At 68.7% G+C, this 25,077-nt stretch carries 27 protein-coding genes; 10 read left to right on the top strand and 17 right to left on the bottom strand.

Annotation, left to right across the window (positions count from 1 at the left end; all coding sequences use genetic code 11):
- A complete protein-coding gene (locus tag H5411_RS19910; protein ID WP_183124609.1) occupies window positions 1–825 on the bottom strand; it encodes a putative hydro-lyase in 825 nt (274 codons plus the stop codon).
- Window positions 822–2,087, bottom strand: coding sequence for an MFS transporter (locus H5411_RS19915; protein WP_183124610.1), 1,266 nt, complete (start codon window positions 2,085–2,087; stop codon window positions 822–824). The genes H5411_RS19910 and H5411_RS19915 overlap by 4 nt, the downstream gene beginning before the upstream one ends.
- A 148-nt stretch (window positions 2,088–2,235) precedes the next feature.
- On the opposite strand from H5411_RS19915, the gene H5411_RS19920 reads away from it, so the two are divergent.
- Window positions 2,236–2,922, top strand: a complete 687-nt coding sequence (locus tag H5411_RS19920; protein WP_183124670.1) for a GntR family transcriptional regulator — start codon at window positions 2,236–2,238, stop codon at window positions 2,920–2,922.
- A gap of 286 nt (window positions 2,923–3,208) precedes the next feature.
- Here H5411_RS19920 and H5411_RS19925 read toward each other — a convergent pair whose 3' ends face one another.
- Window positions 3,209–4,426, bottom strand: coding sequence for a glycoside hydrolase family 16 protein (locus H5411_RS19925; protein WP_183124611.1), 1,218 nt, complete (start codon window positions 4,424–4,426; stop codon window positions 3,209–3,211).
- Window positions 4,427–4,677: 251 nt separating this feature from the next.
- Here H5411_RS19925 and H5411_RS19930 point away from each other — a divergent pair, with 251 nt between their 5' ends.
- Window positions 4,678–5,409, top strand: coding sequence for a DUF2306 domain-containing protein (locus tag H5411_RS19930; protein WP_183124612.1), 732 nt, complete (start codon window positions 4,678–4,680; stop codon window positions 5,407–5,409).
- 44 nt (window positions 5,410–5,453) lie between these two features.
- Here the strand turns inward: H5411_RS19930 and H5411_RS19935 are convergent, their stop codons facing one another.
- Together H5411_RS19935 and H5411_RS19940 are read right to left on the bottom strand one after the other, a co-directional pair.
- On the bottom strand, window positions 5,454–6,599 hold the full coding sequence (locus H5411_RS19935) for an acyl-CoA dehydrogenase family protein (protein WP_183124613.1): 1,146 nt from the start codon (window positions 6,597–6,599) through the stop codon (window positions 5,454–5,456).
- Window positions 6,596–8,947, bottom strand: a complete 2,352-nt coding sequence (locus H5411_RS19940; protein ID WP_183124614.1) for a bifunctional salicylyl-CoA 5-hydroxylase/oxidoreductase — start codon at window positions 8,945–8,947, stop codon at window positions 6,596–6,598. The genes H5411_RS19935 and H5411_RS19940 overlap by 4 nt, the downstream gene beginning before the upstream one ends.
- 66 nt (window positions 8,948–9,013) lie before the next feature.
- On the opposite strand from H5411_RS19940, the gene H5411_RS19945 reads away from it, so the two are divergent.
- A complete protein-coding gene (locus H5411_RS19945; protein WP_037811023.1) occupies window positions 9,014–9,406 on the top strand; it encodes a RidA family protein in 393 nt (130 codons plus the stop codon).
- Here H5411_RS19945 and H5411_RS19950 read toward each other — a convergent pair.
- Entirely contained in the window at window positions 9,396–10,244 is an 849-nt protein-coding gene (locus H5411_RS19950) for a PaaX family transcriptional regulator (protein WP_101437431.1), read from the bottom strand. The genes H5411_RS19945 and H5411_RS19950 overlap by 11 nt on opposite strands.
- A gap of 40 nt (window positions 10,245–10,284) precedes the next feature.
- Between H5411_RS19950 and H5411_RS19955 the strand changes: the two genes are divergently transcribed.
- Window positions 10,285–10,956 carry a GNAT family N-acetyltransferase gene (locus H5411_RS19955; RefSeq protein ID WP_183124615.1) on the top strand — a complete coding sequence of 224 codons (672 nt, stop codon included), beginning with the start codon at window positions 10,285–10,287 and terminating at the stop codon, window positions 10,954–10,956.
- Here the strand turns inward: H5411_RS19955 and H5411_RS19960 are convergent.
- On the bottom strand, window positions 10,942–11,400 hold the full coding sequence (locus H5411_RS19960; protein WP_183124616.1) for a MarR family winged helix-turn-helix transcriptional regulator: 459 nt from the start codon (window positions 11,398–11,400) through the stop codon (window positions 10,942–10,944). The two genes, H5411_RS19955 and H5411_RS19960, sit on opposite strands and share 15 nt — an antisense overlap.
- A gap of 83 nt (window positions 11,401–11,483) precedes the next feature.
- Between H5411_RS19960 and H5411_RS19965 the strand changes: the two genes are divergently transcribed.
- Window positions 11,484–11,888: a nitroreductase family deazaflavin-dependent oxidoreductase gene (locus H5411_RS19965; protein ID WP_183124617.1), complete on the top strand. Its 405-nt coding sequence runs from the start codon at window positions 11,484–11,486 to the stop codon at window positions 11,886–11,888.
- A 105-nt stretch (window positions 11,889–11,993) separates the two neighbouring features.
- Here the strand turns inward: H5411_RS19965 and H5411_RS19970 are convergent, their stop codons facing one another.
- Window positions 11,994–13,136: an FAD-binding oxidoreductase gene (locus H5411_RS19970; RefSeq protein WP_183124618.1), complete on the bottom strand. Its 1,143-nt coding sequence runs from the start codon at window positions 13,134–13,136 to the stop codon at window positions 11,994–11,996.
- A gap of 70 nt (window positions 13,137–13,206) precedes the next feature.
- Between H5411_RS19970 and H5411_RS19975 the strand changes: the two genes are divergently transcribed.
- The 4 genes from H5411_RS19975 to H5411_RS19990 all read left to right on the top strand — a co-directional run bounded on the left by H5411_RS19975 (window position 13,207) and on the right by H5411_RS19990 (window position 17,333).
- Window positions 13,207–14,082: a LysR family transcriptional regulator gene (locus H5411_RS19975; protein WP_183124619.1), complete on the top strand. Its 876-nt coding sequence runs from the start codon at window positions 13,207–13,209 to the stop codon at window positions 14,080–14,082.
- A gap of 342 nt (window positions 14,083–14,424) precedes the next feature.
- On the top strand, window positions 14,425–15,468 hold the full coding sequence (locus H5411_RS19980) for a cytochrome P450 (RefSeq protein WP_312878461.1): 1,044 nt from the start codon (window positions 14,425–14,427) through the stop codon (window positions 15,466–15,468).
- 42 nt (window positions 15,469–15,510) lie between these two features.
- On the top strand, window positions 15,511–16,290 hold the full coding sequence (locus H5411_RS19985) for an oxygenase MpaB family protein (protein ID WP_183124620.1): 780 nt from the start codon (window positions 15,511–15,513) through the stop codon (window positions 16,288–16,290).
- A 77-nt stretch (window positions 16,291–16,367) separates the two neighbouring features.
- Window positions 16,368–17,333 carry a DNA polymerase domain-containing protein gene (locus H5411_RS19990; RefSeq protein WP_183124621.1) on the top strand — a complete coding sequence of 322 codons (966 nt, stop codon included), beginning with the start codon at window positions 16,368–16,370 and terminating at the stop codon, window positions 17,331–17,333.
- On the opposite strand, the gene H5411_RS19995 is transcribed toward H5411_RS19990, so the two are convergent.
- The 3 genes from H5411_RS19995 to H5411_RS20005 are packed head-to-tail and all read right to left on the bottom strand — an operon-like array spanning window position 17,316 to window position 19,434.
- A complete protein-coding gene (locus H5411_RS19995) occupies window positions 17,316–18,053 on the bottom strand; it encodes a class I SAM-dependent methyltransferase (RefSeq protein ID WP_183124622.1) in 738 nt (245 codons plus the stop codon). The two genes, H5411_RS19990 and H5411_RS19995, sit on opposite strands and share 18 nt — an antisense overlap.
- Window positions 18,050–18,448, bottom strand: coding sequence for a 6-pyruvoyl trahydropterin synthase family protein (locus tag H5411_RS20000; protein ID WP_183124623.1), 399 nt, complete (start codon window positions 18,446–18,448; stop codon window positions 18,050–18,052). The genes H5411_RS19995 and H5411_RS20000 overlap by 4 nt, the downstream gene beginning before the upstream one ends.
- Before the next feature lie 11 nt (window positions 18,449–18,459).
- The gene (locus H5411_RS20005; protein ID WP_183124624.1) at window positions 18,460–19,434 is read right to left on the bottom strand and encodes a zinc-dependent alcohol dehydrogenase; all 975 of its coding nucleotides are present in this window, start codon (window positions 19,432–19,434) and stop codon (window positions 18,460–18,462) included.
- Between the two features lie 33 nt (window positions 19,435–19,467).
- Between H5411_RS20005 and H5411_RS20010 the strand changes: the two genes are divergently transcribed.
- The gene (locus H5411_RS20010) at window positions 19,468–20,184 is read left to right on the top strand and encodes a CDP-alcohol phosphatidyltransferase family protein (RefSeq protein WP_183124625.1); all 717 of its coding nucleotides are present in this window, start codon (window positions 19,468–19,470) and stop codon (window positions 20,182–20,184) included.
- A gap of 380 nt (window positions 20,185–20,564) precedes the next feature.
- Here H5411_RS20010 and H5411_RS20015 read toward each other — a convergent pair whose 3' ends face one another.
- The 6 genes from H5411_RS20015 to H5411_RS20040 form a co-directional block, all read right to left on the bottom strand.
- Window positions 20,565–20,960, bottom strand: a complete 396-nt coding sequence (locus tag H5411_RS20015; protein ID WP_101437442.1) for a VOC family protein — start codon at window positions 20,958–20,960, stop codon at window positions 20,565–20,567.
- Window positions 20,961–21,019: 59 nt separating this feature from the next.
- The gene (locus H5411_RS48485) at window positions 21,020–21,142 is read right to left on the bottom strand and encodes a hypothetical protein (RefSeq protein WP_281377261.1); all 123 of its coding nucleotides are present in this window, start codon (window positions 21,140–21,142) and stop codon (window positions 21,020–21,022) included.
- Between the two features lie 431 nt (window positions 21,143–21,573).
- On the bottom strand, window positions 21,574–22,197 hold the full coding sequence (locus H5411_RS20025; protein ID WP_183124626.1) for a TetR/AcrR family transcriptional regulator: 624 nt from the start codon (window positions 22,195–22,197) through the stop codon (window positions 21,574–21,576).
- A 1-nt stretch (window position 22,198) separates the two neighbouring features.
- Window positions 22,199–23,401 (bottom strand): NAD(P)/FAD-dependent oxidoreductase, encoded by a 1,203-nt coding sequence (locus tag H5411_RS20030; RefSeq protein ID WP_183124627.1) that lies wholly within the window; start codon window positions 23,399–23,401, stop codon window positions 22,199–22,201.
- A complete protein-coding gene (locus H5411_RS20035) occupies window positions 23,398–23,589 on the bottom strand; it encodes a ferredoxin (RefSeq protein ID WP_037811043.1) in 192 nt (63 codons plus the stop codon). The genes H5411_RS20030 and H5411_RS20035 overlap by 4 nt, the downstream gene beginning before the upstream one ends.
- Window positions 23,589–24,989 carry a fatty acid desaturase gene (locus tag H5411_RS20040; RefSeq protein WP_183124628.1) on the bottom strand — a complete coding sequence of 467 codons (1,401 nt, stop codon included), beginning with the start codon at window positions 24,987–24,989 and terminating at the stop codon, window positions 23,589–23,591. The genes H5411_RS20035 and H5411_RS20040 overlap by 1 nt, the downstream gene beginning before the upstream one ends.
- Window positions 24,990–25,077 lie beyond the last annotated feature (88 nt).

Consider the following 25,077-nt stretch of genomic DNA (forward strand, 5'->3'; position numbering starts at 1 on the left):
TCATCCCACCTGGTAATCGCGATCGGGTTGGTCGGTCAAGAACATGTACCCGGGGGCGTGCGTGACGGCGAACGGCGGCCGCGACGCCATCAGCGCCGCCTGCGGGGTGACGCCGCAGGCCCAGAACACCGGCACGTCACCGGGCTCGGCGTCGACCGGATCGCCGAAATCCGGCCGGGCGAGGTCGGCGATGCCCAGTTCGGCCGGGTCGCCGACGTGCACCGGGGCGCCGTGCACCGCGGGCATCGCGGCGGTGACGCGCACGGCGTCCTCGACCAGGGTTTCCGGTATTTGCCGCATCGACACCACCATCGGGCCGCTCAGCCGTCCCGCCGGTTCGCCCTGCCGGTTCGTCACGTACATCGAGACGTTGCGACCCTGCTCCACGTGCCGCAGCGGGATGCCCGCGGCGCGCAGCAACGTCTCGAAGCTGAAGCTGCAGCCGATGGAGAACGCGACCAGGTCACTGCGCCACACCCCGGTGGCGTCGGGGATTTCGCTGGTCAACGCGCCGTTGTGCCAGACCCGGTAGCGCGGCAGGTCGGTGCGCAGGTCCGCGCCGGGCGCGAGCCGGGTCGTCGGGTCGCCGGGTTCGCTGACGTCGAGCACCGGGCACGGCCGCGGGTTGCGAGCGCAGAACTCGCGTACGTCGTCGGCCCAGTCCTCCGGGACGGCGATCAGATTGGTCTGTGCGTAACCAGCCGCCCAGCCTGTGGTGGGGACTTCCAGACCGGCACGGAAGAGGGAGCGGGCCTGGGCGGGGGACGTCGTGAGTGCTGATGACGGTTCTAACCGGGATTGCCGCTCACGAGGCGCTGAGGTCATGACGGCACCTCCACCAGTTCCTTGCCTCGCGTTTCCGGCAGCCCGAGCAGCGCCGCCGCGGCGATCGCGTAGCCCACCGCGCCGAGCACGATCGCGCCGCCCGCACCCAGAAAGCCCACCACCGCGGGGAAAGCGGCCCCGACGGCGCGGCCGAAGTTGTAGGTGAAGCCTTGGCCGGTGGCGCGCAACTCGGTCGGGTACAGCTCGGCGAGGTACGCGCCGAAGCCGCTGAAAATCGCCGAAGTCGAGAAGCCGAGCGGGAAACTGATCAGCAGCATCAGGCCGTTCGCGCCGTAGGGCAGCTGCACGAACAGCACGATCAGCAGTGCGGAGACGACGGAGAACAGCAGGAACGTCTTCTTCCGGCCGAGCAGGTCGGTGAGGTAGCCGCCGCAGACGTAGCCGATGAACGCGCCCGGGATCAGCAGCGCGAAGTAGCCGCCGGTGTTGACCACGGACAGGCCGCGGCTGCTCTGCAGGTACTTCGGCATCCAGGTGAACAGCGTGTAGTAGCCGCCCTGGACGCCGGTCGCGAGGAGCGCGGCGAAGACGGTGGTACGCAGGAGCTTCGGCCGGAAAATCCCGGCGAGCGAGCCTTTGACCTTGGCCGAAACCCGGCGGGCCGCTGCCTCCGGGGCGTCCTCCACGCTGCGCCGGACCCACAGCACGAGCAGCGCCGGAATGACGCCGACCCAGAACAGCACGCGCCACGCGATCGCCTGGTCGAGCACGCTGAACAGCACGGTGTAGACGAGCACCAGCAGGCCCCAGCCGACCGCCCACGCGCTCTGCACGAACGCCACCGTGCGGCCGCGGTACTTGGCCGAGCAGTACTCGGCGACCAGTGCGGCGCCGACCGCCCACTCGCCGCCGAATCCGAGCCCCTGCAGACCGCGGAAGATCAGCAGCGTTTCGAAGTTCGGCGCGAAACCGCAGAGCACCGTGAAGATCGTGTACATCGCGATGGTCAGCTGCAGCGTGCGGACGCGGCCGATGCGGTCGGCGAGCACGCCGGCGCCGACGCCGCCGATCGCGGACACGACCAGCGTGACGGTGCTGAGCAGGCCCGCTTCGCCGGACGTGATGCCGAAGTAGGCGGTGATCGCGGCCAGGCCGAAGGGGAGGGTCTGGTAGTCGAACGAATCGAGGCCGTAGCCGCCGAACGCGCCGAGGAAGGCGCGGCGGCCTTTGCGGCCGAGCGAGCGATACCAGCCGAACGGGCGGGCCGCGTTCGCGGTGCCGTCGGCGACGTTGACGTTCATAGGGCACCTCACAAGGGGGACGTACTCATGGTGGCACGAGTCACATGGCCGCTACCGTACGGATTGTTCAACAATTCCACAAGTCCCTCATTTTATTGTTCATCGTCCGCTGGCTACGCTGGGCGACGTGGTCACCGACGGAGAGCCGATGGGCCTGGAAGCGGATCGCGGCCTGCTCGGCCGGACGAGCACCGCGGAACGAGTCGCGGGTGTGCTGCGCACGCGCGTTTCGGAGGGGTACTTCCGGCCTGGAGCGCGGCTTTCGGAGCAGGACATCGTCAACGCGCTCGGGGTCTCGCGCAACACGCTCCGTGAGGCCTTCCGGCTGCTGACGCACGAACGGCTGCTGGTGCACGAGCTGAACCGCGGGGTGTTCGTGCGGGTGCCGAGTGTCGAGGACGTGCGCGACATCTACCGCGTCCGCAAGATCATCGAATGCGCGGCGGTTCGCGACGTGACCGAGAAGCCGGCCGCGTTCGAGAAGATCGCCAGCACCGTCGCGGACGGCGACCGGGCGGCGAAGCACGCGCAGTGGCAGGACCTGGGTACCGCGAACATCCGTTTCCACGCGGAACTGGCGGCGCTCACCGGCAGCGAGCGCATCGTCGAGCTGATGCAGGCGCTCGCCGCGGAACTGCGGCTGGTGTTCCATGTGATGGCGGACCCGCGCCGCTTTCATGAGCGGTATCTGCCGCGGAACCACGAAATCCTGGACGTCCTCGCCACCGGCGACGGGATCCGTACGGCGGAGATGCTCGCCGTCTACCTCGACGACGCTGAAGCGCAGTTGGTCGAGGCCTACGCGGAGTTGCCCGGGCTCGCCGAGGCTCGCTGACGGGTTCGGCCGCGACCGGCCGGTTTGCCCGGGAAGGCAGCGAGAATGGCCGTTCGGCCCCTCCTGGGCCGCGGAAGGCTCCACGGCGTACGCGGTCTGGCTACCGTCGGCAGTGGGCCGTGTGAAAGCCGCCCCGGCGCCGGGACCCCCAGCCGACGCGCGGACGGCGGCCGATGGCCGGGCGGTCGACCTTGGTTCCCGCCCGGCCCGCGCGGCGTTCGCGGCGGGCCGTAGCCACCGGGGGGAGGTTACGGCCCGCCGTCCGCACTTCGTCCACAGTGGACGACTACTGGTTCACCGACCATTTCTGGTTGACGTTGCCGGTGCACGTCCACAACTGCAGTTTCGTCCCGTTGGCCGAACTGACCCCGGCGGCGTCGAGGCATTTGTTCGCGTGCGGGTTGACGATGTCGTGCGCCGCGGTCACGACCCACTGCTGCGCGTCGCTGTTGTTGCAGTCGTACATCTGCACTGGCGTGCCGTCGGCGGTGCCGGAGTATTTGACGTCCATGCATTTGCCGAGCGCACGAATGGTCCCGTCGCCGCCGACGGTCCAGTCCTGCGCGGCGTTGCCGTTGCAGTCGGTGATCTGCAGCTGGGTGAAGTTGGCCGGATTGGCCCACGGCACGTCGACGCATTTGCCGCCGATGCCGATGATCCGGCCGGTCGACCCGCCGGTGCCGCTGGTGGTCACGTGCACGTAGTCGACGACCAGCTGCTGCGGGAACTGCGTGCTGCCGTCCGGATCGCCGGGCCAGTCGCCGCCGACCGCGAGGTTCAGGATCAGGTAGAAGGGGTGGTCGAAGACCCAGCGGTTGCCGTTCAGATCGGCTGGGGTGCGGGTTTCGTAAGCGTTGCCGTCGACAGACCAGACGATTTTGTTCGGCGACCAATCGACGGCGTAAGTGTGGAAATCGTCGGCGAAGACGGGGCCATTGTACGCCGCGCCGATGCCGCCCGCGCCGGAGTAACCGGGGCCGTGAATGGTGCCGTGCACGATGTTCGGCTCGCGGCCGATGTTCTCCATGACGTCGATTTCGCCGTCGGCGGGCCAGTTTCCGCCGCCGAGCATCCAGAAGGCGGGCCACATGCCCTGGCCGCGCGGGATCTTCATCCGGGTCTCGACGTGGCCGTAGGCCTGGCTGAATTTCCCGGCGGTGTTGAGCCGGGCGGAGGTGTACTGGCAGGCGCCGTACCAGCAGGTGTGGCCGGAATTCTCGCGTTTGGCCGTGATCACCAAATGGCCTTGGCCGTCGAGCGCGCCGTTGGCGGCGCCCGCCGTGTACCACTGGCGTTCGTGGTTGTTGCCGTTGTTGTCACCGGTTTCGTAGGTCCATTTCGACGCGTCGGCGGCGGCTCCGGCCGGGCCGTTGAAATCGTCGGTGAAACTGTCCGCGGCGGCCGCGGTGGGCGGGGCGAGCACAGCCGGGGCGGTCTGGAGGCCGAGCGCCAGCAGCGCGGCGGCGGCCAGGACGGCGGGGAGACGTCTGAGGAAACGGGACATGCGTTGTCACCTCGGTTTCGGGGAGGAACCTAGGACGAGGATGAACGCTTTGTTGTGGCGGGCAACAAAGTAGGAGAAGTATGCCTGGTCTGGACCTCTGCGGCAATGGTCACCGAGGGTGCGGGGGTCACCTGGCCGAGGGTAAGGCTGTCCCCACCGCGGTGACGCCAGCCGGCACCATGGTTCGGCGGAAGCGGCCGTCCTACGTTCGGAAGTGCCAGCCGAGACCGGACGACAGGAGAGAGGCCGACATGACGGCGGGGACGGATCTTCGACCGACGCGGGCGACGCCCGCGGCGGAGCGAACGGTACGGGTCGAGCCGCGGAAGCACTGGTGGCGGCGACCATGGGTGGGGCCGCTGGGACTGGTGGTGGTCGCGTTCCTGGCGTATTCGCTGCCGCCGTATCTGGCGTTCGACCCGGCGCGGTCGCGGGTGCCGTCGACTTTCCCCGCGCACTATCTTTTCCTGGTGGGGCACGTCGTGTTCGGATCGATCGCGATGGTGACCGCGCTGGTGCAGATCTGGCCGTGGATCCGGCGGAAGCACCCGGTGCTGCACCGCTATTCGGGCCGCGCGTACGTGTTCGCTGGTGTTCTGCCGTCCGGGTTGCTGGCGTTGACGATCGGCGCGGCGACTCCGTACGGGCCGGTGACGCGGGCCAGCGACGTGCTGCTCGCGGTGCTGTGGCTCGGCACGACGTGGGCAGGCTTCCGCGCCGCTCGCGAACGCCGGTTCGGCGATCACCGGCGCTGGATGATCCGCAGCTTCGCGTTGACGATGTCGATCATTCTCAACCGCCTGATCGGCCCGGTCGCGGCGATCTTCCTGGGACCGCAGGTCGCCACCACCTTCGGCGGCAGCGAGATCGCGCTGACGCAGTCGATCGCGGCGCTCGGGGCGTGGGTGAGCTGGACGGTCGCGCTGATCGCGGCGCAGCTGTGGCTGGACCGGAAACCGAAACGCCGCGCGAGTGTTCAGTAACTAGCCGTCCGAGCCGCCTGCTGGTCAGAACGCCAGCAGGCGGCTCATCCGCGTCGCTGCAGAGACCGCGCGATGACCGTCCGCTGGATCTCGGACGCGCCTTCGTAAATGCGCGGCGCTCGGACCTCTCGGTACAGATGCTCCAGCAAGTGCCCTCGCCGCAGTGCGCGGGCACCGTGCAATTGCACCGCTTGATCCACCACGTATTGCGCGGTCTCGGTCGCGAACAACTTAGCCATTGCCGCGCGGCCCGCGAGGTTCTGCTCCCCGGCGTCGTAAGCGGCTGCGGCGGCGTAGACCAGCAGGCGACCGGCTTCCGTCCGCGTCGCCATTTCGGCCAGCGTGTGTGCGACCGTTTGCTGCTTCACCAACGGCCCGCCGAATGCCTCGCGCGAAGCGGTGTACTCGACGGTCGCGTCGAGGGCGGCTTGTGCCATGCCGACGGCGAAGGCGCCGACGCTCGGGCGGAACAGGTCCAAAGTCCGCATCGCTACGGCGAAACCGCGGTTTTCCTCGCCGAGCAGTTCGTCGCGGTTTACCCGGACGCCGTCGAATACCACGGTGCCGATGGGGTGCGGGCTCACCAAGTCCAGGTGTTCCCCGCTGAGTCCGGCGCGGTCGCCGGGGACGACGAAGGCGCTGACTCCGCGGGAACCGGCGTCGGGGGTCGTGCGCGCGAAAACTGTGTAGAAGTCGGCTTCCGGGGCGTTCGAGATCCACATTTTGGTGCCGGTGAGCCGCCAGCCGTCGCCGTCTGGTTCGGCGGCCAGTCGCAGCGCGGCAGCATCGGATCCCGCATCGGGCTCGGTCAGCGCGAAGGCGGCGACGGCGTCACCAGCGGCGACGGCGGGGAGCCAGCGCTGGACCTGCTCGTCCAAACCAGACTGAAGTACCGGGTAGCTGCCCAAGCCCTGCAACGCCAAGGCGGTCTCGGCTTCGGTGCTTTGCGTGGCTAGGGCTTCCCGCAGCAGGCACAGATCGGTCGCGGCCGCCTGCCGGGTCGGCTGTCCACTTTCGACACCGGGGAACAACCGGGCGAGCAAGCCGTGTGCGCCCATGGCCTTGAGCAGCGGACGGTTTACCGCGCCTTCGGTACCCGCAGCGGCCAACTCGACGAGCTGTTCGGCGGCGATCTTCCGTACGGAAGCGGCGTATGCGGTCTGTTCCGGAGTGAAAGCGAAAGCGTTCATCGGACGTCCTCCGGTCGCCAACGGGCATGGGCGGTCTGGTGGCCGCCGGTGCGGACCAGGTCGAGTCGCGGTTCCGGACCGTCGGTGCGGCCGGTCTGTGGCGGGCGTTTGCCCGCGGCCCACTGCTTCGGCCACGGCACCGGGTACTCCTGCGCGGCGGCCGCGTGCAAAGTCCATTGTGGATTGAACAGATGCGTCCGGCCGAGTGCGCACAGATCGGCCCGGCCGGCGAGGATGAGCGAGTTCACGTCGTCGTAAGAGGAAATCGCACCGACGGCGATCACTGCGGTGCCATAGCGGCGGCCGACTTCGTTGCGGATCCGGTCGGCGTACGGCGTTTGGTAGCTGCGCCCGAACTTCGGCTTCTCCTCGCTGACCACCTGTCCGGTCGACACATCGATCGCCGCCGCACCGTGCTCAGCGAAAGCCCGCGCGATGGCGACGGCCTCGTCGGCGTCGTTGCCGCCCTCGAACCAGTCCGTGGCGGAGATCCGGACAGTCAGCGGACGGTCGGCTGGCCACACCGCGCGCACCGCGTCGAAGACCTCCAGCGGGAAGCGCAGCCGGTTTTCCGGTGAGCCGCCATAGGAATCGGTGCGATGGTTGGTCAGCGGAGACAGGAAGGACGACAGCAGGTAGCCGTGCGCGCAGTGCAGTTCCAGCAGATCGAACCCGGCGCGCGCGGCGGCTTCCGCGGCCGAAACGAACTGGTCCCGGATCTCGCCCAGTTCGGCGACGGTCAGCTCGCGCGGCGTCTGGTTGTTCGGCGAGTACGGCAGCGCGGACGGCGCGCAGACCTCCCAGTTGCCTTCCGGCAGCGGGTCGTCAATGCCTTCCCACATCAGCTTCGTGGAGCCCTTGCGGCCCGAATGCCCCAGCTGCAACCCGATTTTCGCCGGGGTTTCCCGGTGCACGAACTCGACGATCCGCTTCCACGCGGCTTCCTGCTCGGAGGTGTAGAGCCCCGGGCAACCCGGCGTGATCCGGCCCTCGGCGGACACGCAGATCATCTCGGTCATGACCAGCCCGGCCCCGCCGAGCGCCTTGCTTCCCAAGTGCACCAGGTGGAATTCGCCGGGCACGCCGTCGACCGCGGAGTACATGTCCATCGGAGAAACGATGATCCGGTTCGGCAATTCCAGCGAACCGATCCGGACCGGCTGGAACATCGGCGGCGCAACGGAAGTTCCGAGCGAATCGGCGAACCACTGATCCAGCGACGCGGCGAATTCCTTGTCTCGCAGCTTCAGGTTGTCGTAAGTGACGCGGCGGCTGCGGGTAAGCAGGTTGAACGCGAACTGCTCCGGCTCCTGATGCGTGTACTGTGCCAGATTCTCGAACCATTCCAGGCTCGCCTGCGCCGCACGCTGCGTGGACGCGACTACCGGTCGGCGCTCTTCTTCATACGCGGCAAGGGCTTCCGGAACACTCGGCTGTTCGTGCAGGCAGGCGGCGAGCGCGAGCGCGTCCTCCATGGCGAGCTTCGTGCCCGAGCCGATCGAGAAATGCGCGGTGTGCGCCGCGTCGCCGAGCAGCACGACGTTGTCGTGGACCCAGCTTTCGCAGCGGACCGTGCCGAACGTGGTCCACTTGGAGTTGTTGGCCAGCAGCTGATGTCCGTCGAAAATGTCGCCGCACAGTTCGCGGATCAGCTCGATCGACTTCTCGTCGCTTTCCCCCGGGCCGAGTCCGGTGGCGGCGATCGGGCCGAACGCCCGCTGCCACACGTCCTCGTGCATCTCCAGGATGAAGGTGCTGCCGTCCCGGCCGTACGGATAGCCGTGGACCTGCATGACGCCGTGCGGAGTCTCGAGGACGTAGAACTTGAACGCGTCGAACACGAGGTCCGTGCCGAGCCAGATGTAGCGGCACTGCCGGGTTTCGACGGACGGCCGGAACGAATCGGCGAACGCCGTGCGCACCGCGGAATTCACGCCGTCCGCCGCGACCACGAGATCAGCGGAAGCGGCCAGTACTGCCGGATCCGGCGCGAGACTGCGGAATCGGACATCAATGCCCATTTCGCGGCACCGCTGCTGCAGGATCGCGAGCAGCCGTTTGCGGCTCATCGCGGCGAATCCGTGCCCGCCCGAGGTCGACACCGTGCCGCGGTAGTGCACGTCGATGTCGTCCCAGCGCGCGAACTCCCGGCTCATCGCCTCGTGCACGGCCGGGTCGGCGTGCTCGATGCCGCCGAGCGTCTCGTCGGAGAAGACGACCCCGAAGCCGAACGTGTCATCAGGCGCGTTGCGCTCCCAGACCGTGATCTCGTGGTCCGGGCCGAGTTGTTTCGCGAGCACGGCGAAGTAGAGACCCGCGGGTCCGCCGCCGACTACTGAAATCCGCACGCGACCCAGAGTATGTTGCCCGTCCTACGGTCGTCAAGAAGACGATAGATGGGTTACGCTCCCGGCATGGAGCGGATCAATCCCCCCGAGCTGGGCAAGCCGTCGGGGTTCTCGCACGCGGTGGCGGCGCAGGGCCGGCTGGTGTTCCTCGCCGGGCAGACCGCGCTGGACGCGGACAACCGGATCGTCGGCGACGGTGTCGTGGAGCAGTTCGAGCGTGCGCTCGGCAACCTGCTCACCGCTTTGCGCGCGGCCGGCGGTGAACCCGCGGACCTGTGCAGCTTGACCGTCTACATCGTCGACATGGACGACTACAAGGCGCACGCGCGCGAGATCGGCCGCGTGTGGAAGCGGCTGGTGGGCGCGGACTACCCGGCGATGGCGGGCATCGGCGTGAACCGGCTGTGGGACGTCGAGGCGCTGGTGGAAGTGCAGGGCTACGCGGTGGTCAACCGCTGAGCACCTGCCGCAGGTGCGTGCGCGCGGCTTCCTCGAGCCGGTCGTGCAGCGTGAAGAACACCTCCGCGGCCCGGATGCCGGACCAGCCCTCGGGCAGCAATTCCGCGGGCAGGCACGGGTCGAGGTACGGCATCCGCCGCCAGCCGGTGAGCACGCGCAGGTAATCGGCGAACGCTTCGTCCGTGGGCGTCGTGCGGCGGCGCTGCCACCGGCGCAGCGCCGGTTCGTGCTCTTCGAGGAACGCCGTGTACAGCTCGTCCAGCTGGTCGAGGTCCCACCACTCGCGCACCTTCTCGCGCGGGTCGCCGAAAGCGAGGTGCTCGGCGCGGAACACATCGGCGTACTCGGCCAGCCCGAGGCGCTCCAGCGTGCCAACGGTCGCCTCGTACAGGTGCGCTGGCGCGATCCACACGCCCGAAGAGGCGGTGCCGAAACCGAGCCGCGACAACTGCGTCCGCAGCACATGCCGCTTGTGCCGTTCGGCTTCCGGCACCGAAAACACCGCGAGCAGCCAGCCGTCGGCGAGCTTCGCGCGGTCGCGGCGGAAGATCCGTTCGTCGCCCTCGCGCAGCAAATCCAGTGCGGTACCGGACAATTCGTACCCGGCGGCTCCGTCGCGGCGCACCGCGTCGAGGACCCCGCGTCGTTTGAGCCGGGAAATCGACGACCGCACGGCGGGCTCGTCGACGCCGACCGCGGCGAGCAGATCGATCAGCGAGGCGACTGAAAGCCATTCGCCGCCCGCCTGGTGGTGGACGCCGTAGACCGACACAATGAGGTGCCGGGGCTGGGCCGCGCGCCCGTTGTCGGCATCGGCTGCTTCCGGTACGGCCGTCACCCGATCACCATAACAAGCGAGGGGTAGCATTTCCGGCGCGATGGCGTTTGTGAGCACTGCACCGTTGGTGAGCCGGCTGACCCGCCGCGGACGGCTGATGGCGAAACGCACCTGCGACCGCCGGGGACACGCCTTCGCGTTCGGCCGGTTCCTTTTCCGTACTCCCACCGCCTGGGAGTACGCGGCGGCCGTCGCGGGCGGCAGCGACGCGGCCGCGCAGCGCTGGCTCGGCTGGCTTCCCGAGTCCGTGGTGGCCGAGCCGATGCGCGGCGAGGCGTTGCGCGTGATTCCCGGCACCGGACCGGACTGGACCACGCCGGATCCGCATTCGGTGGACGTCGTCGCGATCGATCTCGTGGCAGGCCGCTGCGCCGGTCTCGTCAGCGTGCACGCGGGCGAGGACGGCGGCCCGGAAACCGGCGGTTATCTCGCGCCGGAGTATCGCGGACACGGATTCGGCCGCGACCTGTTCGCCGCCGGCCTGGTGCTGGCGCACGAGCATCTCGGGCTTTCGCGGGTGCGCGCGGGCGCGGAGGTCGGCAACGTCGCCAGCGGCCGTTCGCTGGAAGCCGCCGGCTTGCGCGGGGTGCCGGGACCGCCGCGGTACACCCTGCCGGACGGGCGGGGCTGCGAAGCCTGGTGGTATCAGCACGACGCGGCGTGGCCGCGGAAATGCGGGGGCCCGCAGGCGCAGTGGCTAGTCCCCTCGTGAGCCGTATTGCTCGTACACCTTGAGCGTGTTGATCACCAGCGCCCGCTCGCTCGGACTCAACGGGGACAGCGCTTCCTGCCACGCCTTCGCCCCACGAGCGAGCCACGCGTCCACTGCGGGGCGCTTGTCCGCGTGGATGCTCACGATGGTGCGCCGCCGGTCGTCCGGGTCCTCGGTGCGTTCCAGCACGCCTTGCCGGGACAGGTCGCCGATCATCAGACTCGCTGTGGTGGGTGCGATTTCGAGCCGTCCGGCGAGTTCGTTGACCGTCATCGGGCCGTCGAACAACAGATAGGCCAGCAGGGACAGATGCCGCGGCGCGAGCGCGACGTCGTCGAGTTCCGGAGGCGGCGGCGTCCGCTTCGCGCGCCCGACGATGCGGGGCATGAGCAGCAGCAGTTCGCGAACCCCGTCCTCGACGGTCGGGCCGGATTCGGTGGCCATGCCGCGACAGTACCTGCGCGTGTGTTGACAGCCCGAGGCGCGCGGCTAGGTTTGTTGTTACATCATCAAACAGGGAGTCTCCGATGTCGGACTGGAACCAGCAGATCATCGACGAGTTCCGCGCGAACGCGGGCAAGGTCGGCGGCATGTTCGAGGGCAGGAACATGCTGCTGCTCACGCACACCGGCGCGAAAAGCGGCAAACAGCGGGTCAGCCCGCTGGTGTACACCACCGACGGCGACCGGATCGTGATCGCCGCGTCCAAGGGCGGCGCGGACACCAACCCGGACTGGTACCACAACCTCGTCGCGAACCCGTCCGTCACGGTCGAGATCGGCACCGAGAAGTTCCCGGCGACGGCGAAGCTCGTGACCGACCGCGCCGAGCGCGACCGGCTGTACGCCGGGATGGTCGCGCACGCCGAGGGCTTCGCGGAGTACGAGAAGAAGACCGAGCGCGTGATCCCGGTCTTCGTTCTCGAGCGCTGAGTTGCTAATCCGGCCAAAAGCAGGCCGCCCCCCACCTCGGCGCGTAACCGTTGCCAGGAAGTCATTAGGCCGTGACTGCGGTCGGATTAGCAATGATCGGCACAGTCAGCCCAGCGGCTGTCCGTAGACGAAGCTCCGCAACCGTCCAGTCGACATCGGATCCAGCGGAGCGAACAGCTTGGCGTGGGCGGCCTGCACGGTCGCCGCGTCCGGCTCGATCATCGACAGCGCACGCACGGTGTAGCGCGAATCGGCGGTGAAATCGGGCGCGGAGGAGTGCTGGTACGCGCCGCCGAGCAGGTCGATGATCAGCACAGGCGGAATCGGGGCGTCCGGGCCGGCGTGGTCGAGCACAGTGCTCAGCACGTCGTCCCGGAGCGTCGGCAGCACCCGGTTGTCGCCGAGGTACGAGTGCGGGTGCGGCGGTTCCGCGGCGATCTGGCCGGAGTCGGTGAACGGCATCGTGGTGAGGGTGTCCTGCAGCGGGCCGAGTGCGCGCAGCGGCGCGACGAGCTCGTCGCCGTCCGTGCCGAGATACGCCACGCGGATGTGCGCGATGTGCTTGCCCCGCAACGGTTCCGGCACCATCGGCAGGTCCGGGTAGGGCACCATCGCGACCGAGGTGCCGACGGTGTCCGGCAGGTCGGCGGTCCAGTCGCGCCAGGTGCGCAGGACGTCCGGGATCTTGGCGGTGTCGAAGTACAGTCCGCCGCCGTACAGGGTGGTCACCGGGACGAGGCCGAACTCCAGCGCGGTCACGATCCCGGCGTCGATCGGGCCGGTGGCGCGCGTGCCGTCGGGCCGGACGATCTCGGCGGAGCGGACGCGGTCCGAGGCCAGGCCGAAATGCCGGCCGAGCAGGCCGAAACCGCCGCCGAGGGTGTAGCCGACCACTCCGACGCCCGGGGCCGAACCGCTCAGCGGCGCGAGCCCGTGCTCCGCTGCGGTCGTGATGACACTGCCCCAGGTCGTTCCGGCTTCGACCCGAGCCACGGCGCGGTCCGGGTCGATGGTCACGCCGGTCATCCGGCGGGTCGAGATCAGCACGCCCTCGGCCGGTGCGCGCAGTCCGTGGCCGGTGGCCTGCACGGCAACCGGCAGGTCGCGTTCGGCGGCGAGGCGGACCGCGGCGGCGACGTCGTCCGCGCTGGTGGCGGCGACGACCAGCTGCGGGGCGGAGGTGATGCCGGTCTGGAACCCGGCGATCTCTTCGCGGTAACCGGCTTGTTCAGGGGTGAACGTCTGCATGCCTTCAGCGTGCTGGCTGATCGGCGATAAGTCCAAGAGATACTAGTTCCGACAGCTAGAATTATTGGTTATGGAACTGCATCAGCTCGAGTACTTCGTCGCGGTCGCCGAGGAAGCCAACTTCACGCGCGCGGCGGCGCGGATGCATGTCGCGCAGCCCGGGGTCAGCGCGCAGATCCGGCGGTTGGAACGCGAGCTGGGGCAGCCGTTGTTCGACCGGTCCGGCCGCACGGTGCGGCTCACCGACGTCGGCGAGGCCGCTCTGCCGCACGCTCGGGCCGCGCTGGCGGCGGTCGCGGCGGTGCGCGAGACGGTCGCGGAGCACGAAGGGCTGGTGCGCGGCCAGGTGGCGATGGGGATGGTGACGTCCGCCGGACCGGTGGCGCTGCCGGAGTTCCTCGCCGGGTTCGCCGAGCGCTACCCGGGAGTGGAAATCACCCTCAGCGAAGCGAATTCCGACCTGATGGTCGAGGCGTTGCGCGAAGGACGGCTGGACGTCGCGGTGATCGGCCTGGCCGACGGAGCGCCCGCCGGGCTGACCACTCAGATCGTGCTCGACGAGGAGCTGGTGGCGGTCACCGCGCTGGGCGACGAATTCGCCGACCGCGCCTCGCTCACCCTGGCTGAGCTGGCCGAACGGGCACTGATCTGCCTGCCGAAGGGCACCGGCATGCGCGGCGTGCTGGACCGCGGATTCGCCGCGGCCGGGCTGCACTCGCGGGTGACTATCGAAGCGAGCGACCCGAACGTGCTGGCCAAGCTCGCGATCCGCGGCCTCGGCGTCGCGCTGGTTCCGGAGTCGTTGGCTCGCTACTACGCCGAGGAGCTGCACTCGCTGCGGCTGCGGCCGGAGCTGCGCGGACAGCTGGCGCTGGCGTGGCGGTCCGACGGTCCGTCCGGACCCGCGGCCCGCGCGCTGATCGAGTTCGCTCGGTCGACCCTTTAGGAACTGGGGCGGCAAAGCTTACGGACGCCGTCTCGGACTCGCAAAGGAATTCCCGCCGGAATTCCCGGACAGATCGGCCGGAGTAGGCCGTTCAGGTCGGTGTTGCGGCGTATTCGAGAAACTCGCCGTACTGTCGGCGGCGGCCGCGGGTGCGGTCGGCGGTGTTCGAGAATACGGAGGAATTTCCGTGAAGCTGGTTCGTCTCGTGCGCAAGGCCCTTCCGGGCAAGAGCCTGAAGTATTACGCCTGATACGGCTGGATCTGACGGTCTCGTCCGAACTGGATCGGCCGGTTCCGGAATGTCCGGGACCGGCCGCCCCGGCGTCGCGAAGGAGCTTCGCGGTGACTATTCCCGCTGAACGGAACAAAGTGCGCCAAGTGGTATTCGCGTCGCGTCTTCAGGAACTGCTGGACCGTTATCGGGGGAAATCCTTCTTTCGGCTGGAACCGGACACGGTCGGCGTCGCCGGGGCCGAGCTGATGGACGCTCTGCTGCGCAGCCGGCCCGCGAACGCCGAGGAACGGCCGACGTTCAAACCGGTGCGCGGCAGGACCGTCACACGGCCGGAATCGTCGGCGCTGATGCGTGCGGTCGGCGCGGACGTGCGCGCCGCGCTCAAGAAGCCGCTCGGAGAACCCGAACTCACCGGGACGTGGCCCGCCGTGCCGCACAACTACCTGCGAGACCTGGTGTTCGGGCACGAACAGCGGCGATTCCGGATCCTCGTCGACCGTCGGCTGGAACTGACGCCGAAGATCACCTGGGCCGCGGTCGCCGCCGGAGCCGCGCTGTGGGGACGGCCCGCACCGGAGGTCGCGCTGTCCACTTTGGCACGGATGGTGCTGGAGTCGGATACCTACGAGCAGCGCCGCTTCGCGATGTACCTCTACCGGCGCGTGGCCGGGCCGGTCTGTTTCACCGTCGCCGCGCTGGTCACGAACGCGTTGTGGCTCAGCTCGCCGCTGGACGACGACGTGCCGACCGAGCACGTGCTCAACGAAGCGCTGCGTCTCCTGCCGCCGTCGTGGAACATCCTGCGCGTGCGTTCGCTGGAGTTCACCGAGGTGGACGCCCGGATCGGCCCAGGCGACGACGTCCTGCTGCTGCCGCTGCTCAGCCATCGCGACCCGGAGCTGTGGGACGCGCCCGACGAATTCCGGCCGAGCCGCTGGGCCGCGCTCGACACGGACACTCACCCCGGCTACCTCCCGTTCGGGCACCCCAGCGAACGCTGCTGGGGACGGCACCTGGTGCTGCCGCTGGCGGAACGCGTCCTCGACCTGGTCCGGCGCGACGGGCTCGTGGTCGATCCGGCGCACACGCGCGCCCGGGTGCACCTGGACGGGCTGCTGGAGGTGTCGGACGTGCGGGTCGTGCGCGCCTAGCGGCTCTTGACAACGTGTCAACGGAGGCGTTCCCCTGGACGGATGCTCCAGGACGGCGTGCTCGGCGTCAGCCTGCTCGCGGGCGGCGCGAACGTGATCATGCAGCTGGGCCGGCCCGAGGTCGGGTACGGCGTGATGGAAAGCCGGGTCGATTCGGGGAATCTGTTCAAGCATCCGCTGAAACGCACCCGCACGACCGTCACCTACCTTGCCGTCGCCGTGCTGGGCACCGACGCTGACCGGGAGGCGTACCGGCGGGCGGTGAACGCGGTGCACGCGCAGGTGGTCTCGACCGAAGCGAGTCCGGTGCAGTACCGCGCTTTCGACCGGGAGCTGCAACTGTGGGTCGCTGCCTGTCTGTGCCGTGGCGTCGAGGACGTGCACCGCGCGTTTCTCGGTCGGCCCGCTCCGGAATCGTGGTACGCCGAGGCCGCGGTGCTGGGCACGACGCTGCAGGTGCGTCCGGAAGACTGGCCGAAGGACTTCGCCGCGTATTGGGCGGACGGACTGGCGCGAGTGGACATCGACGACCGGCTCCGCGAATACCTCACCGCCATCGCGAATCTGGAGTTCCTGCCGCGGCCGTTCTCGTTCCTCTTCGGACGGTTCCACCGCTTCGTGACGACGGGATTCCTGCCGGAGGTGTTCCGCGAGCAGATGCGGCTGCCGTGGTCGGCCGCGGACCAGCGCCGGTTCGATCGGCTGATGCGCGCGATCGGCCGAATGGTCGAACCGCTTCCGCTGCGCGTACGGCGTTTTCCCTATGACGCGTGCCTCGCGGACTTCCGGCGGCGGTTGCGCAAAGGGAAACCGCTCGTCTAAGCGGTTGACCGGAATGCGCTGGTCGGCAAGGGTTGACCTATGGCCACTGCCGACGTACTTCCTGCCGCGGAGGCAGCATGAGTAGAGCGGATGAGGTGCGCGAAGGGGTTTCCCTGACCAACCTCGACCAGGAGCTGTTCCTTGACGCCGGGGTGACGAAGCGCGACCTCGTCGACTACTTCGACGCCGTTTCGGACCGGTTGCTGCCGGTGCTGCGCGACCGTCCGCTGTCGGTGATGCGCGTGCTGCGCGGGCAGGACGCGTTCATGCAGAAGAACCTGCCGAAGTACACGCCGGAGTGGGTGCCGCGGGCGAAACTGTGGGCGGAGAGTTCACAACGGACAGTCACCTACGGCCTGTGCAACGACCGCCGGACGCTGCTGTGGTTCGGCAACCAGCGCGCGGTCGAACTGCATCCGGCGCTGACCAGGGTGGATCCGATCGGCCAGACCGATCTGATCATGGACCTCGACCCGCCGGAGGGCGCGGACTTCAGCGTCGCGGTCGCGGCGGCCCGGCTGGTGCGCCAGGCACTGGCCGACGTCGGGCTCGCCGGTGCGTTGAAGACCAGCGGGTCCAAGGGCGTGCATGTGTTCGTGCCGCTCGTCCCGGGTCTGTCCTTTGAGGACGTCGCGGCGGCGACCCGGGCGGTCGGCGCGCGGGCGGAACGGATCGATCCGGAGCTGGCGACCACCGCGTTCATCCGGGAAGACCGGCACGGCAAGGTGTTTCTCGACTCGACCCGCGCGGGCGGGGCTACCGTGGCGGCCGTGTACAGTCCGCGGATCCGGCCGGGTGCGCCGGTGTCGTTCCCGGTTCGCTGGGCGGACGCGGACAACGTCAGACCCGCGGATTTCACGGTGAAGACCGCGGTGGGGCTGCTGGGCAACGCTGATCCGTGGGCGGAGGAATTGCCGGAGCCGCAGGAACTTCCGGCGGATCTCGTCGCCGAGGGGCATACGATCCCGGTCGCCCGGGTCGCGGCGATGCACGAGGGCAAACGCCGGGCCCGGGCGCGACGAGCGTCAGGGGAGAGCGAGTAAGTCCTGATGGTGCACGGTGACTTCGGCGATCCGCCGATTCTCGGGCACCGCCAGGTCCGGCTGTTGTTCTCGTGCTGCGGCAACGAAGCCGCGGTACCAGGTGTCGATGAGCTCGCGGTGTTCCGGACCGAGCCGCCACGGTGACGGTCTGGTGTGGACAGTCCAGCCGTGTCGGGTGAACTCCGCCGCGGTGAAGGCGGCGGCTTCGGGGCCCAGCTTTCCGTCACGGCGTTGGTGGTCGTTGAACGCGGTGTTGAGTGCTTCGTCTAGCCCGTCTGGTGGCGTGATCTGCGCCGACCCGGTCACAGACAACGTGAACAGCGCCGGGCTTTGCGCGTCCACACAGGACTTCACCAAGCGCTGAATCTCCTCCTTGGTAAGGAGATCCAGCAAAGCGGATGCTGTGACTAGAGACGTTCCGCTGATGTTCAGCCGAGTCACGTCGGCTTGTTCCGTCTCGACACTGATCTCCGGCGGAAGACTGCGCGCGGCGATCTCCAGCAGCCGCGGATCCTGGTCGTGCAGGATCCACCGCTGCGGCTTCGGCAGGCGACCGCTCAGCCAGCGACCCATCGCCCCGGTGCCGCAGCCGAGATCCCGGATCACCCCCGGACTGGCCGGGAGCAGGGCGACGAGATCGGCCGCCCGGGCCGCGGTGTCGGCTGACTCCCGGAGCCGCAACCATTCCGGCGCGTAACCGGAAGAGTCCACTGTGGTCACAAGGAACGCTCGTATCCGGCCGAAGCGGCGTGGGATTCGTGCAGGGTCACCGAAATCTGGGCCAGTCCGCGAGCGTTTTCACCGAGCTCCCCGGCGTGGATCCGGTCCGCGAGCCGGTCGGCGATCACCTTGGCGAGATATTCGGTCGACGTGTTGATCCCCGCGAAATCGGGCTCGTCGTCCAGGTTCCGGTAGTTCAGGTCAGCGAGCACCGCACCGAGCTGCTGGGTAGCGAGCCCGATGTCGACGACGATGTTGTCCGAGTCCAATTCGGGCCGCCGGAACGTCGCGTCGACCACGAACGTCGCGCCGTGCAAGCGTTGCGCCGGGCCGAAAACCTCGCCGCGGAAACTGTGGGCGACCATGATGTGATCGCGCACGGTGACACTGAACAACGCGTTCTCCTTTACGGGTAGGTGATCCGGTGAGCCAGTCCGCGCAAAGTTCCGTCCGCCAACCGCGCCGCGACGGCCGGCAGTTCGGCGAACGTGGATTCGCTGGTGATCAGCGCGTCGAACGCCGGGTCCGCGAGCAGCCGCAACGCCAGCGCCATCCGGTCGCCGTAACCGCGCCGCGCCGCGCGAGCCGGCGAGACCGTGCCGACCTGGCTGCCTCGCACCGTGAGCCGCCGCGAATGGAAGTTCTCGCCGAGCGGCACCGACACCTGACGGTCGCCGTACCAGCTCAGCTCGACCACCGTGCCCTCGCGGCCGAGCAGTTCCAGCGAACGCGCGAGCCCGGCGTCGGTCGCGCTGGCGTGCACCACGAGGTCGAGGTCGCCGCTCGCGGTCTCCGGGGTGGCGTACCGAATGCCGAACGCGTCCGCGATCGCCGCGCGATCCGCGTCGGGGTCGACGAGCTGGACGTCGACTCCGGGAAACCGGGACAGCAGCCGCGCGACACAGCAGCCGACCATTCCCGCCCCGACCACCGCGATCCGGTCGCCGACCAGCGGAGCCGCGTCCCAGAGCGCGTTCACCGCGGTCTCGACGGTCCCGGCGAGCACCGCCCGCGCCGCGGGGACGTCGTCCGGCACCACCGTGACCGCCGACGCGGGCACGACGTACTCGGTCTGATGCGGATACAGGCAGAACACCGTGGCTCCGGTCAGCTCCGGCGGTCCGGAAAGGACCTCGCCGACGTTCAGGTAGCCGTATTTGACCGGCCACGGAAAGTCTCCCTCCTGATACGGCGCGCGCATGACCTCGTGCTGGCTCTCCGGCACTCCGCCGCGCAGGACGAGACTTTCCGTGCCGCGGCTCAACGCCGAAAAACGCGTTCGGACCAGCACTTCGCCGTCCTGCGGAGCAGCCACCTCGGCCGATCGGACCTCCCCGCCCGCGGCCGAAGTGAACCAGAAGGCCTGCGCCGCCCGTGTCAAGGTTGTCCTCCGTTGCTGCCGGATCGAGGAGAAATGGCTGTCTCCACGTGTACACGAACCCCGGCCGAGCTGGGTTCAACCGTCGTCCAGCAGGCCCCCGCGCTGCTGGCGCAACTCGCGCTGCTGACCCTGCTGACGGTTACGACCGGCCTCGGCCTCGCCGGATGGGCAGTCGGCGTGGCCTACCTGCTCGGCCTGGTGGTGCTGCTCACCCAGGGTGCCTGGCGGATCCGCGTGTACCGGCTAGGCCCCGCCGACCAGGTGACCCTCGCCCGAGCGGCCCTGATCGGCAGCGTGACCGCATTGGTCGCCGACCACCTGGGCGGGCACCCGCCGCTGACCTTGCTCGTCCCCATCGCAGCGGTCGCCCTGGCCCTGGACGCACTAGACGGCTACGTCGCGCGCCGCACCAGAACGGTCTCCGCGCTGGGCGCCCGGTTCGACATGGAAGCGGACGCCTTCCTGATCCTGGTGCTGAGCGTCCTGGTCGCAACCTCGGTCGGCCCGTGGGTCCTGGCGATCGGCCTGATGCGCTACGCCTTCGTGGCCGCGGCCCGGCTGGCACCGTGGCTTCGCGCCCCGCTGCGCCCCAGCCGGGCGCGAAAGGCAGTGGCGGCTATGCAGGGAATCGCCCTGACCGTCGCGGCGGCGGGATTCGCCCCAGCGGTCCTGGCGGGGGCGGCGGCAGCAACGCTGAGCTGGTCCTTCGGCCGGGACGTGTGGTGGCTGTACCGGAACCGTGCCGTCTAGGCGCCGCGAATTGATTCTTCATCGCCGGGTTTAGAGGACTGAAAGCGCGGCTTCCGGACCGTCGTGACTCTTGATTCCGCAATGCGGCACAAGGGCCAGCCGCTTGGCCCGACCAGCACCGCCTCGGCGGACTACTGCGGGTAAAACGGCTGGCCCCGGGATGCGGTATCGGCCCCCCCTCAGGCTGATCTCCAACCTCCCAATGCTCACTCTAGCGGTGCCCGAATACCTTCGCTTAACCCGTCCGTGGATAACCTGACCGCATTCCTTTTCCGGACATCTGGCGCTCGGTCAATAGCGTCGGGAATTGCTCTCGAGCTGCGGATCCGTCGTGATTAGCGATCGCAAAAAGAAACCGTACGCGTATCCTGTTGTGCGGTTCAGCCCTTCGCGCTCAACTGCCACGACACGCCCCACCGGTCGTTCACCCAGGCGAACGGGCCGAAGCCGTAGTCGTCCAGCGGCATCAGCGTTCCGCCGCCCTCGCCGAGTGCCTCGTAGAGCCGCTTGAGTTCGTCGGTCGAGTCGACCGTGACGAACAGCGAGGTCGATGGCGTGAAGTCGAAGCCGTGTTTGACGAAGCTGTCGCTGCACCGCACCCGCTGCCCGGCGACGGTGAACTCGGCCATCACGATCGTTCCCTCCGGGCCCGGGCCGTCGGCGCCGTAGCGCTCCTCGGAGAGCACGGAATCACCGGGGAACAGCGACGTGTAGAAGGCCATCGCCTCGGCGGCGTCACGCTTCTGGAACATCAGGAACGGCACGAGGTCGGTCATCGGAGTGCCCTTTCGCAGGTTGGGGTCTGGTCCGAACGTGGCATTGACAAGAAGTTTTGTCAAGCGCGCAGCACGACGCACGCGAAGCCGAACGAGTGCCGGTAATCCCGGAGCCACTCGTCGCGGTGGGTGGCCGCGGCGGCGAGGGCTTCGGCTTGGTCGGGGTCTTCCGGGTGGTCCACGACCATTCGTAAGCGTCCAGATCGGCGCGGGTGCTCGGGTGGCCGTGGGTCGGCGTCCAGCCGGCGGCGGTCATCTGGCCGAGGAGTTCAGGCAGGTCTGGCAGGTCGCCGAAGATCTTGGCGGGGGCGGCTCGCGACGCCTCATTCAGTTGCGGCGGCGCGGGCACGGGAGAGGGCGAATTCCGAGGTGTCGACGCCGACGGCGCGGAGTCTCGGGTAGGGGGCGAGGGCGCGGATCAGCCACTCGGCACTGCCGCAGTCCAGGTCTAGAACAGCGGAGTCCTCGCGCGGGATGCCGCGGTCGAGCAGGCGCTGGACCTCGTCGTGGCTGACCGGAGCGGCGATGGGTGCCGGACGTGGGCGAGTGCGGAAAGTCGTTCACGGTCTACGCGCGGCAGGCTGACACGCAGGGCGTCGGCCGCGCATCTCGTTTACGAGCGGGTGCGCATCGAGGCCGACGGGGAGGTGCCGAGTACCCGAGCGGCGACCCAGGCCAGGCCGTCGGCGGTCTCGGCGGGGGTGCCGGACGGCTGCATCACGTGGCTCAGCACGGTGCGCACGACCAGGTCCATGACCACGGTGAGCTGGCCGTCGTCGAGTGGCGGCGCGTAGCGGAGAACCCGGGCGCGCAGGACGGTTTTCGCTTCGGTGAGCAGACTGCCGGCGCGAGTGGTCAGCAGCGGGAGGAATTCGTTGTCGGTGCCGTGCGTCGCGGAGGCGATGGCGCGCAGCAGGATGTTGTCGTCGGCCAGTTCGAGCACCGCGCGGACGGCGTCGTAGATCGCCTCGACCAGGTCGTCCGGATGCCGGTCGAACGCGGTGCTCACGACGGCGAGGAACCGCTGCAGCTCGTGCGAGATCATCGCCTCGGCCAGGGCGGTTTTCGAGCCGATCTCGTTGTAGACGGTCTGCCTGCTCACCCCGACCAGTTCGGCCAGCCGCGCCATGGTGACCGCTGGCCAGCCGGATTTGGCGGTGAGTTCGATGGCGGCAGTGATGATGGGCTGCCGGTACTGGCCGCCCGCGGGCACCGGAAGCGCGCTCATAGCGGTCATTCTAAGCGGCCCTCTCCAAGGCAAAGGCGACTGCCTCGGACCACGGTGCCCGCGCGGCGATCCGCTTGCGGTACTTCATGATGTCGCGCGGTCGGTCGACAGTGAACGCGCCGACAAGCCGGTCGCCGCGCCGGTACAGCGCGGTGAAGCCGTACTCGGCCGGGACCGCGACGACCACCTCGTCCGCGCGCGGCGTCCCGACGAACTGGATGCGGTGGGAGTACCAATCGGACCAGAAATACGGCACGGCGCTGAACACCCGTGCGCTCGCGGGGTCCAGCGCGTGCCGAGCCGCGGCCGCACCCTGCTCGGCCGCGTTCGTCCAGTGCTCCAGCCGCATCAGCTCGTCGTCGAACAGGGCGTTCGCCACGTGCGCGACGTCGCCGGCCGCGTAGACGCCGTGTGCGGCGGCGAGCGTGCCGTCGCAGACGATGCCGCCGTCGCGTTCGTGCAGCAAGAGTCCGCTGTCGCGCAACCAGCCGGTGGCCGGGGCGGCGCCGATTCCCGCGACGACGAGGTCGGCTCGGAGGATTTCGCCGGTGGACAGCCGGACCCCGGTGACCGCGCCGTCGGCGGTTTCGAATCCGGTGACGGTTGTGCCCAGATAGAGATCGGTGCCCGCGGCGCGATGAAGATCCGCGCAGACATCGCCGACTTCCGGTCCGATCGCGCGTACCAACGGAGCATCCAGAGCTTCCACAATGGACACTGGTAGACCGCGTTTGCGGGCGGCCGAAGCGACTTCGGAGCCGATGAATCCGGCTCCGATCACCACTGTCCTCACCCCGCTGTCCAATGCGGACCGGATGGCGATCGCGTCGTCGGCCGTGCGCAGCGAGTGAATGCCGGAAATCTCCGCGGTACCGGGCAGAACTCGGGCGGCGGCACCGGTGGCGAGGACGGCCGCGTCGTACGGGACGGTCGTGTCGCCGAGGTGGATCTCCCGGGCGATCGGGTCGAGTCCGGTCGCGGGAGTGCCCAGCCAGAGTTCGACGCCGAGATCGCGCAGGTCGTCCTCGCTGAGAAACGGTTCCACCGCAACCGGGCCGTCCGCCACGAGGAAAGCCTTCGACAGCGGCGGCCGGTCGTAGGGAAGGCGGTCCTCCGCGCCGATCAGCACGATCCGGCCGTCGTATCCGGTCCGCCGCGCCGATTCGACCGCTCGCAGTCCCGCCAGCGACGCGCCGACCACCGCGAGCGTCATGACACCAGCTTCAGCGCGAGCACCGGGCAGGCGTCGACCGCCGCGGCGAGGTCGGTCCGGTGCTCCTCGCCGGGGTTCTCGTCGAGCACGACGACCGTGCCCTCGTCACCCACCTCGAAGAAGTCCGGCGCCATCGCTTCGCACATGCCCAGGCCGTCACATTTGTTCAAATCCGCTTCGATCCGCATCACGCACTCATCCTTCCGGGAGCAACGAAGTCGACCTTTTCCCTTACGCCGCAGTCAGGACAGCACCAACTGTCCGGAATGGACGACCACGGCGTCCCGGCCGGGAAGCCTTCGCGCGGGTCGCCGCGCTGCTCGTCGTAGACGTATCCGCAGCCGGGGCACATTCCGCCTTCGCGGGCGTCGCCGCGCACGTCCTCCGGCACGGCAACCGGCTTCACGGCAGAAGATCCATACTGGGCAAGGATTTTCTCCCGCTGAGACGGCTGGATGTTCGCCCGGCTCATATCGCCGTCGAAGTGGTTGAGCACCCGCTTGTCCATGACGCGACGCCACAGCGGCGGGAACAGTGCCAGCACGATCATCCCGGCGTACCCGGTCGGCAGCACCGGAGATTCGGCGAAGTCGCGCAGGGTCTGGTAGCGGCGGGTCGGGTTGGCGTGGTGATCGCTGTGCCGCTGCAGGTGATACAGCAGGACGTTGGTGGCGATGTTGTTGGAATTCCAGCTGTGGCTGGGATCCACGCGCTCGTACCGGCGGCGCTCCGGCGGCCCGACCTTCTGCCGCAACATCCCGTAGTGCTCCATGTAGTTCACGACTTCCAGCAGCGAGAACCCGATCACCGCCTGGATCACCAGGTACGGCAGGATTCCGACGCCAAGCCACGCCACCATCGCGACCCACAGCACCGCGGACATCAGCCACGCGTTGAGCACGTCGTTGCCGATCCGGAACGGATGCTTGTTCCGGCGGGCGTAACGCTTGCGCTCCAGTCCCCACGCGGATTTCAGCGAACCGAACACAGTGCGCGGCCAGAACCGGTAGAAGCTCTCGCCGACGCGGCTCGACGCCGGGTCCTCCGGAGTCGCGACGCGCACGTGGTGCCCGCGGTTGTGCTCGATGTAGAAGTGCCCGTAAAAGCTTTGCGCCAGCGCGATCTTCGACAGCCAGCGCTCGTGGCTTTCCTTCTTGTGGCCCAGTTCGTGCGCGGTGTTGATGCCGATCCCGCCGATGCAGCCGATCGAGACGGCCAGTCCGACCTTGTCCGCGATGGACAGTTCACCGCGCGCGATCAGCCAGAACGCGAAGACGAATCCGACGTACTGGATCGGCAGGAACAGGTAGGTGATCCACCGGTAGTACCGGTCCTGTTCGAGCCGCTCGATCACGTCGTCCGGCGGATTGCTCCGGTCGAGCCCGGCGACCAGGTCGATCGCGGGCACGATCGCCAGGATCACGATCGGCCCGATCCAGAGCCAGACGCCCCATCCGGTCGCGGCGTGCAGGCCGATCGCGAGGAACGCCAGCGACGGCACGACCAGTCCGATCAGCCACAGGTACCGCTTCTTGTCGGTCCATCCTTCGGTCGACCCCAGCGGCACGGTGCCGGTCATCTCGCTCATCACGCCCTCCTCCGTTGGCTGGCTTTACACGAAGGTAAGACATGTACAGTGCGATTGACAAGAGGTATCCGAATGTAAAGTTGACACG

Origin of the sequence: Amycolatopsis echigonensis (genome assembly GCF_014174495.1) — a bacterium.
Taxonomy (GTDB): domain Bacteria; phylum Actinomycetota; class Actinomycetes; order Mycobacteriales; family Pseudonocardiaceae; genus Amycolatopsis; species Amycolatopsis echigonensis.

Excerpts from the sequence above, each read along its gene's own strand:
- H5411_RS19915 (WP_183124610.1), bottom strand. The coding sequence starts at position 2,087 with ATGAACGTCAACGTCGCCGACGGCACCGCGAACGCGGCCCGCCCGTTC.
- H5411_RS19965 (WP_183124617.1), top strand. The coding sequence starts at position 11,484 with ATGTCGGACTGGAACCAGCAGATCATCGACGAGTTCCGCGCGAACGCG.
- H5411_RS19975 (WP_183124619.1), top strand. The coding sequence starts at position 13,207 with ATGGAACTGCATCAGCTCGAGTACTTCGTCGCGGTCGCCGAGGAAGCC.
- H5411_RS20015 (WP_101437442.1), bottom strand. The coding sequence starts at position 20,960 with ATGACCGACCTCGTGCCGTTCCTGATGTTCCAGAAGCGTGACGCCGCC.
- H5411_RS19955 (WP_183124615.1), top strand. The coding sequence starts at position 10,285 with ATGGCGTTTGTGAGCACTGCACCGTTGGTGAGCCGGCTGACCCGCCGC.
- H5411_RS19990 (WP_183124621.1), top strand. The coding sequence starts at position 16,368 with ATGAGTAGAGCGGATGAGGTGCGCGAAGGGGTTTCCCTGACCAACCTC.
- H5411_RS20025 (WP_183124626.1), bottom strand. The coding sequence starts at position 22,197 with ATGACCGCTATGAGCGCGCTTCCGGTGCCCGCGGGCGGCCAGTACCGG.
- H5411_RS20040 (WP_183124628.1), bottom strand. The coding sequence starts at position 24,989 with ATGAGCGAGATGACCGGCACCGTGCCGCTGGGGTCGACCGAAGGATGG.
- H5411_RS19935 (WP_183124613.1), bottom strand. The coding sequence starts at position 6,599 with ATGAACGCTTTCGCTTTCACTCCGGAACAGACCGCATACGCCGCTTCC.
- H5411_RS19985 (WP_183124620.1), top strand. The coding sequence starts at position 15,511 with ATGCTCCAGGACGGCGTGCTCGGCGTCAGCCTGCTCGCGGGCGGCGCG.
- H5411_RS19945 (WP_037811023.1), top strand. The coding sequence starts at position 9,014 with ATGGAGCGGATCAATCCCCCCGAGCTGGGCAAGCCGTCGGGGTTCTCG.
- H5411_RS19970 (WP_183124618.1), bottom strand. The coding sequence starts at position 13,136 with ATGCAGACGTTCACCCCTGAACAAGCCGGTTACCGCGAAGAGATCGCC.
- H5411_RS20010 (WP_183124625.1), top strand. The coding sequence starts at position 19,468 with ATGGCTGTCTCCACGTGTACACGAACCCCGGCCGAGCTGGGTTCAACC.
- H5411_RS19910 (WP_183124609.1), bottom strand. The coding sequence starts at position 825 with ATGACCTCAGCGCCTCGTGAGCGGCAATCCCGGTTAGAACCGTCATCA.
- H5411_RS20035 (WP_037811043.1), bottom strand. The coding sequence starts at position 23,589 with ATGCGGATCGAAGCGGATTTGAACAAATGTGACGGCCTGGGCATGTGC.
- H5411_RS19930 (WP_183124612.1), top strand. The coding sequence starts at position 4,678 with ATGACGGCGGGGACGGATCTTCGACCGACGCGGGCGACGCCCGCGGCG.
- H5411_RS19920 (WP_183124670.1), top strand. The coding sequence starts at position 2,236 with ATGGGCCTGGAAGCGGATCGCGGCCTGCTCGGCCGGACGAGCACCGCG.
- H5411_RS20030 (WP_183124627.1), bottom strand. The coding sequence starts at position 23,401 with ATGACGCTCGCGGTGGTCGGCGCGTCGCTGGCGGGACTGCGAGCGGTC.
- H5411_RS19925 (WP_183124611.1), bottom strand. The coding sequence starts at position 4,426 with ATGTCCCGTTTCCTCAGACGTCTCCCCGCCGTCCTGGCCGCCGCCGCG.
- H5411_RS19960 (WP_183124616.1), bottom strand. The coding sequence starts at position 11,400 with ATGGCCACCGAATCCGGCCCGACCGTCGAGGACGGGGTTCGCGAACTG.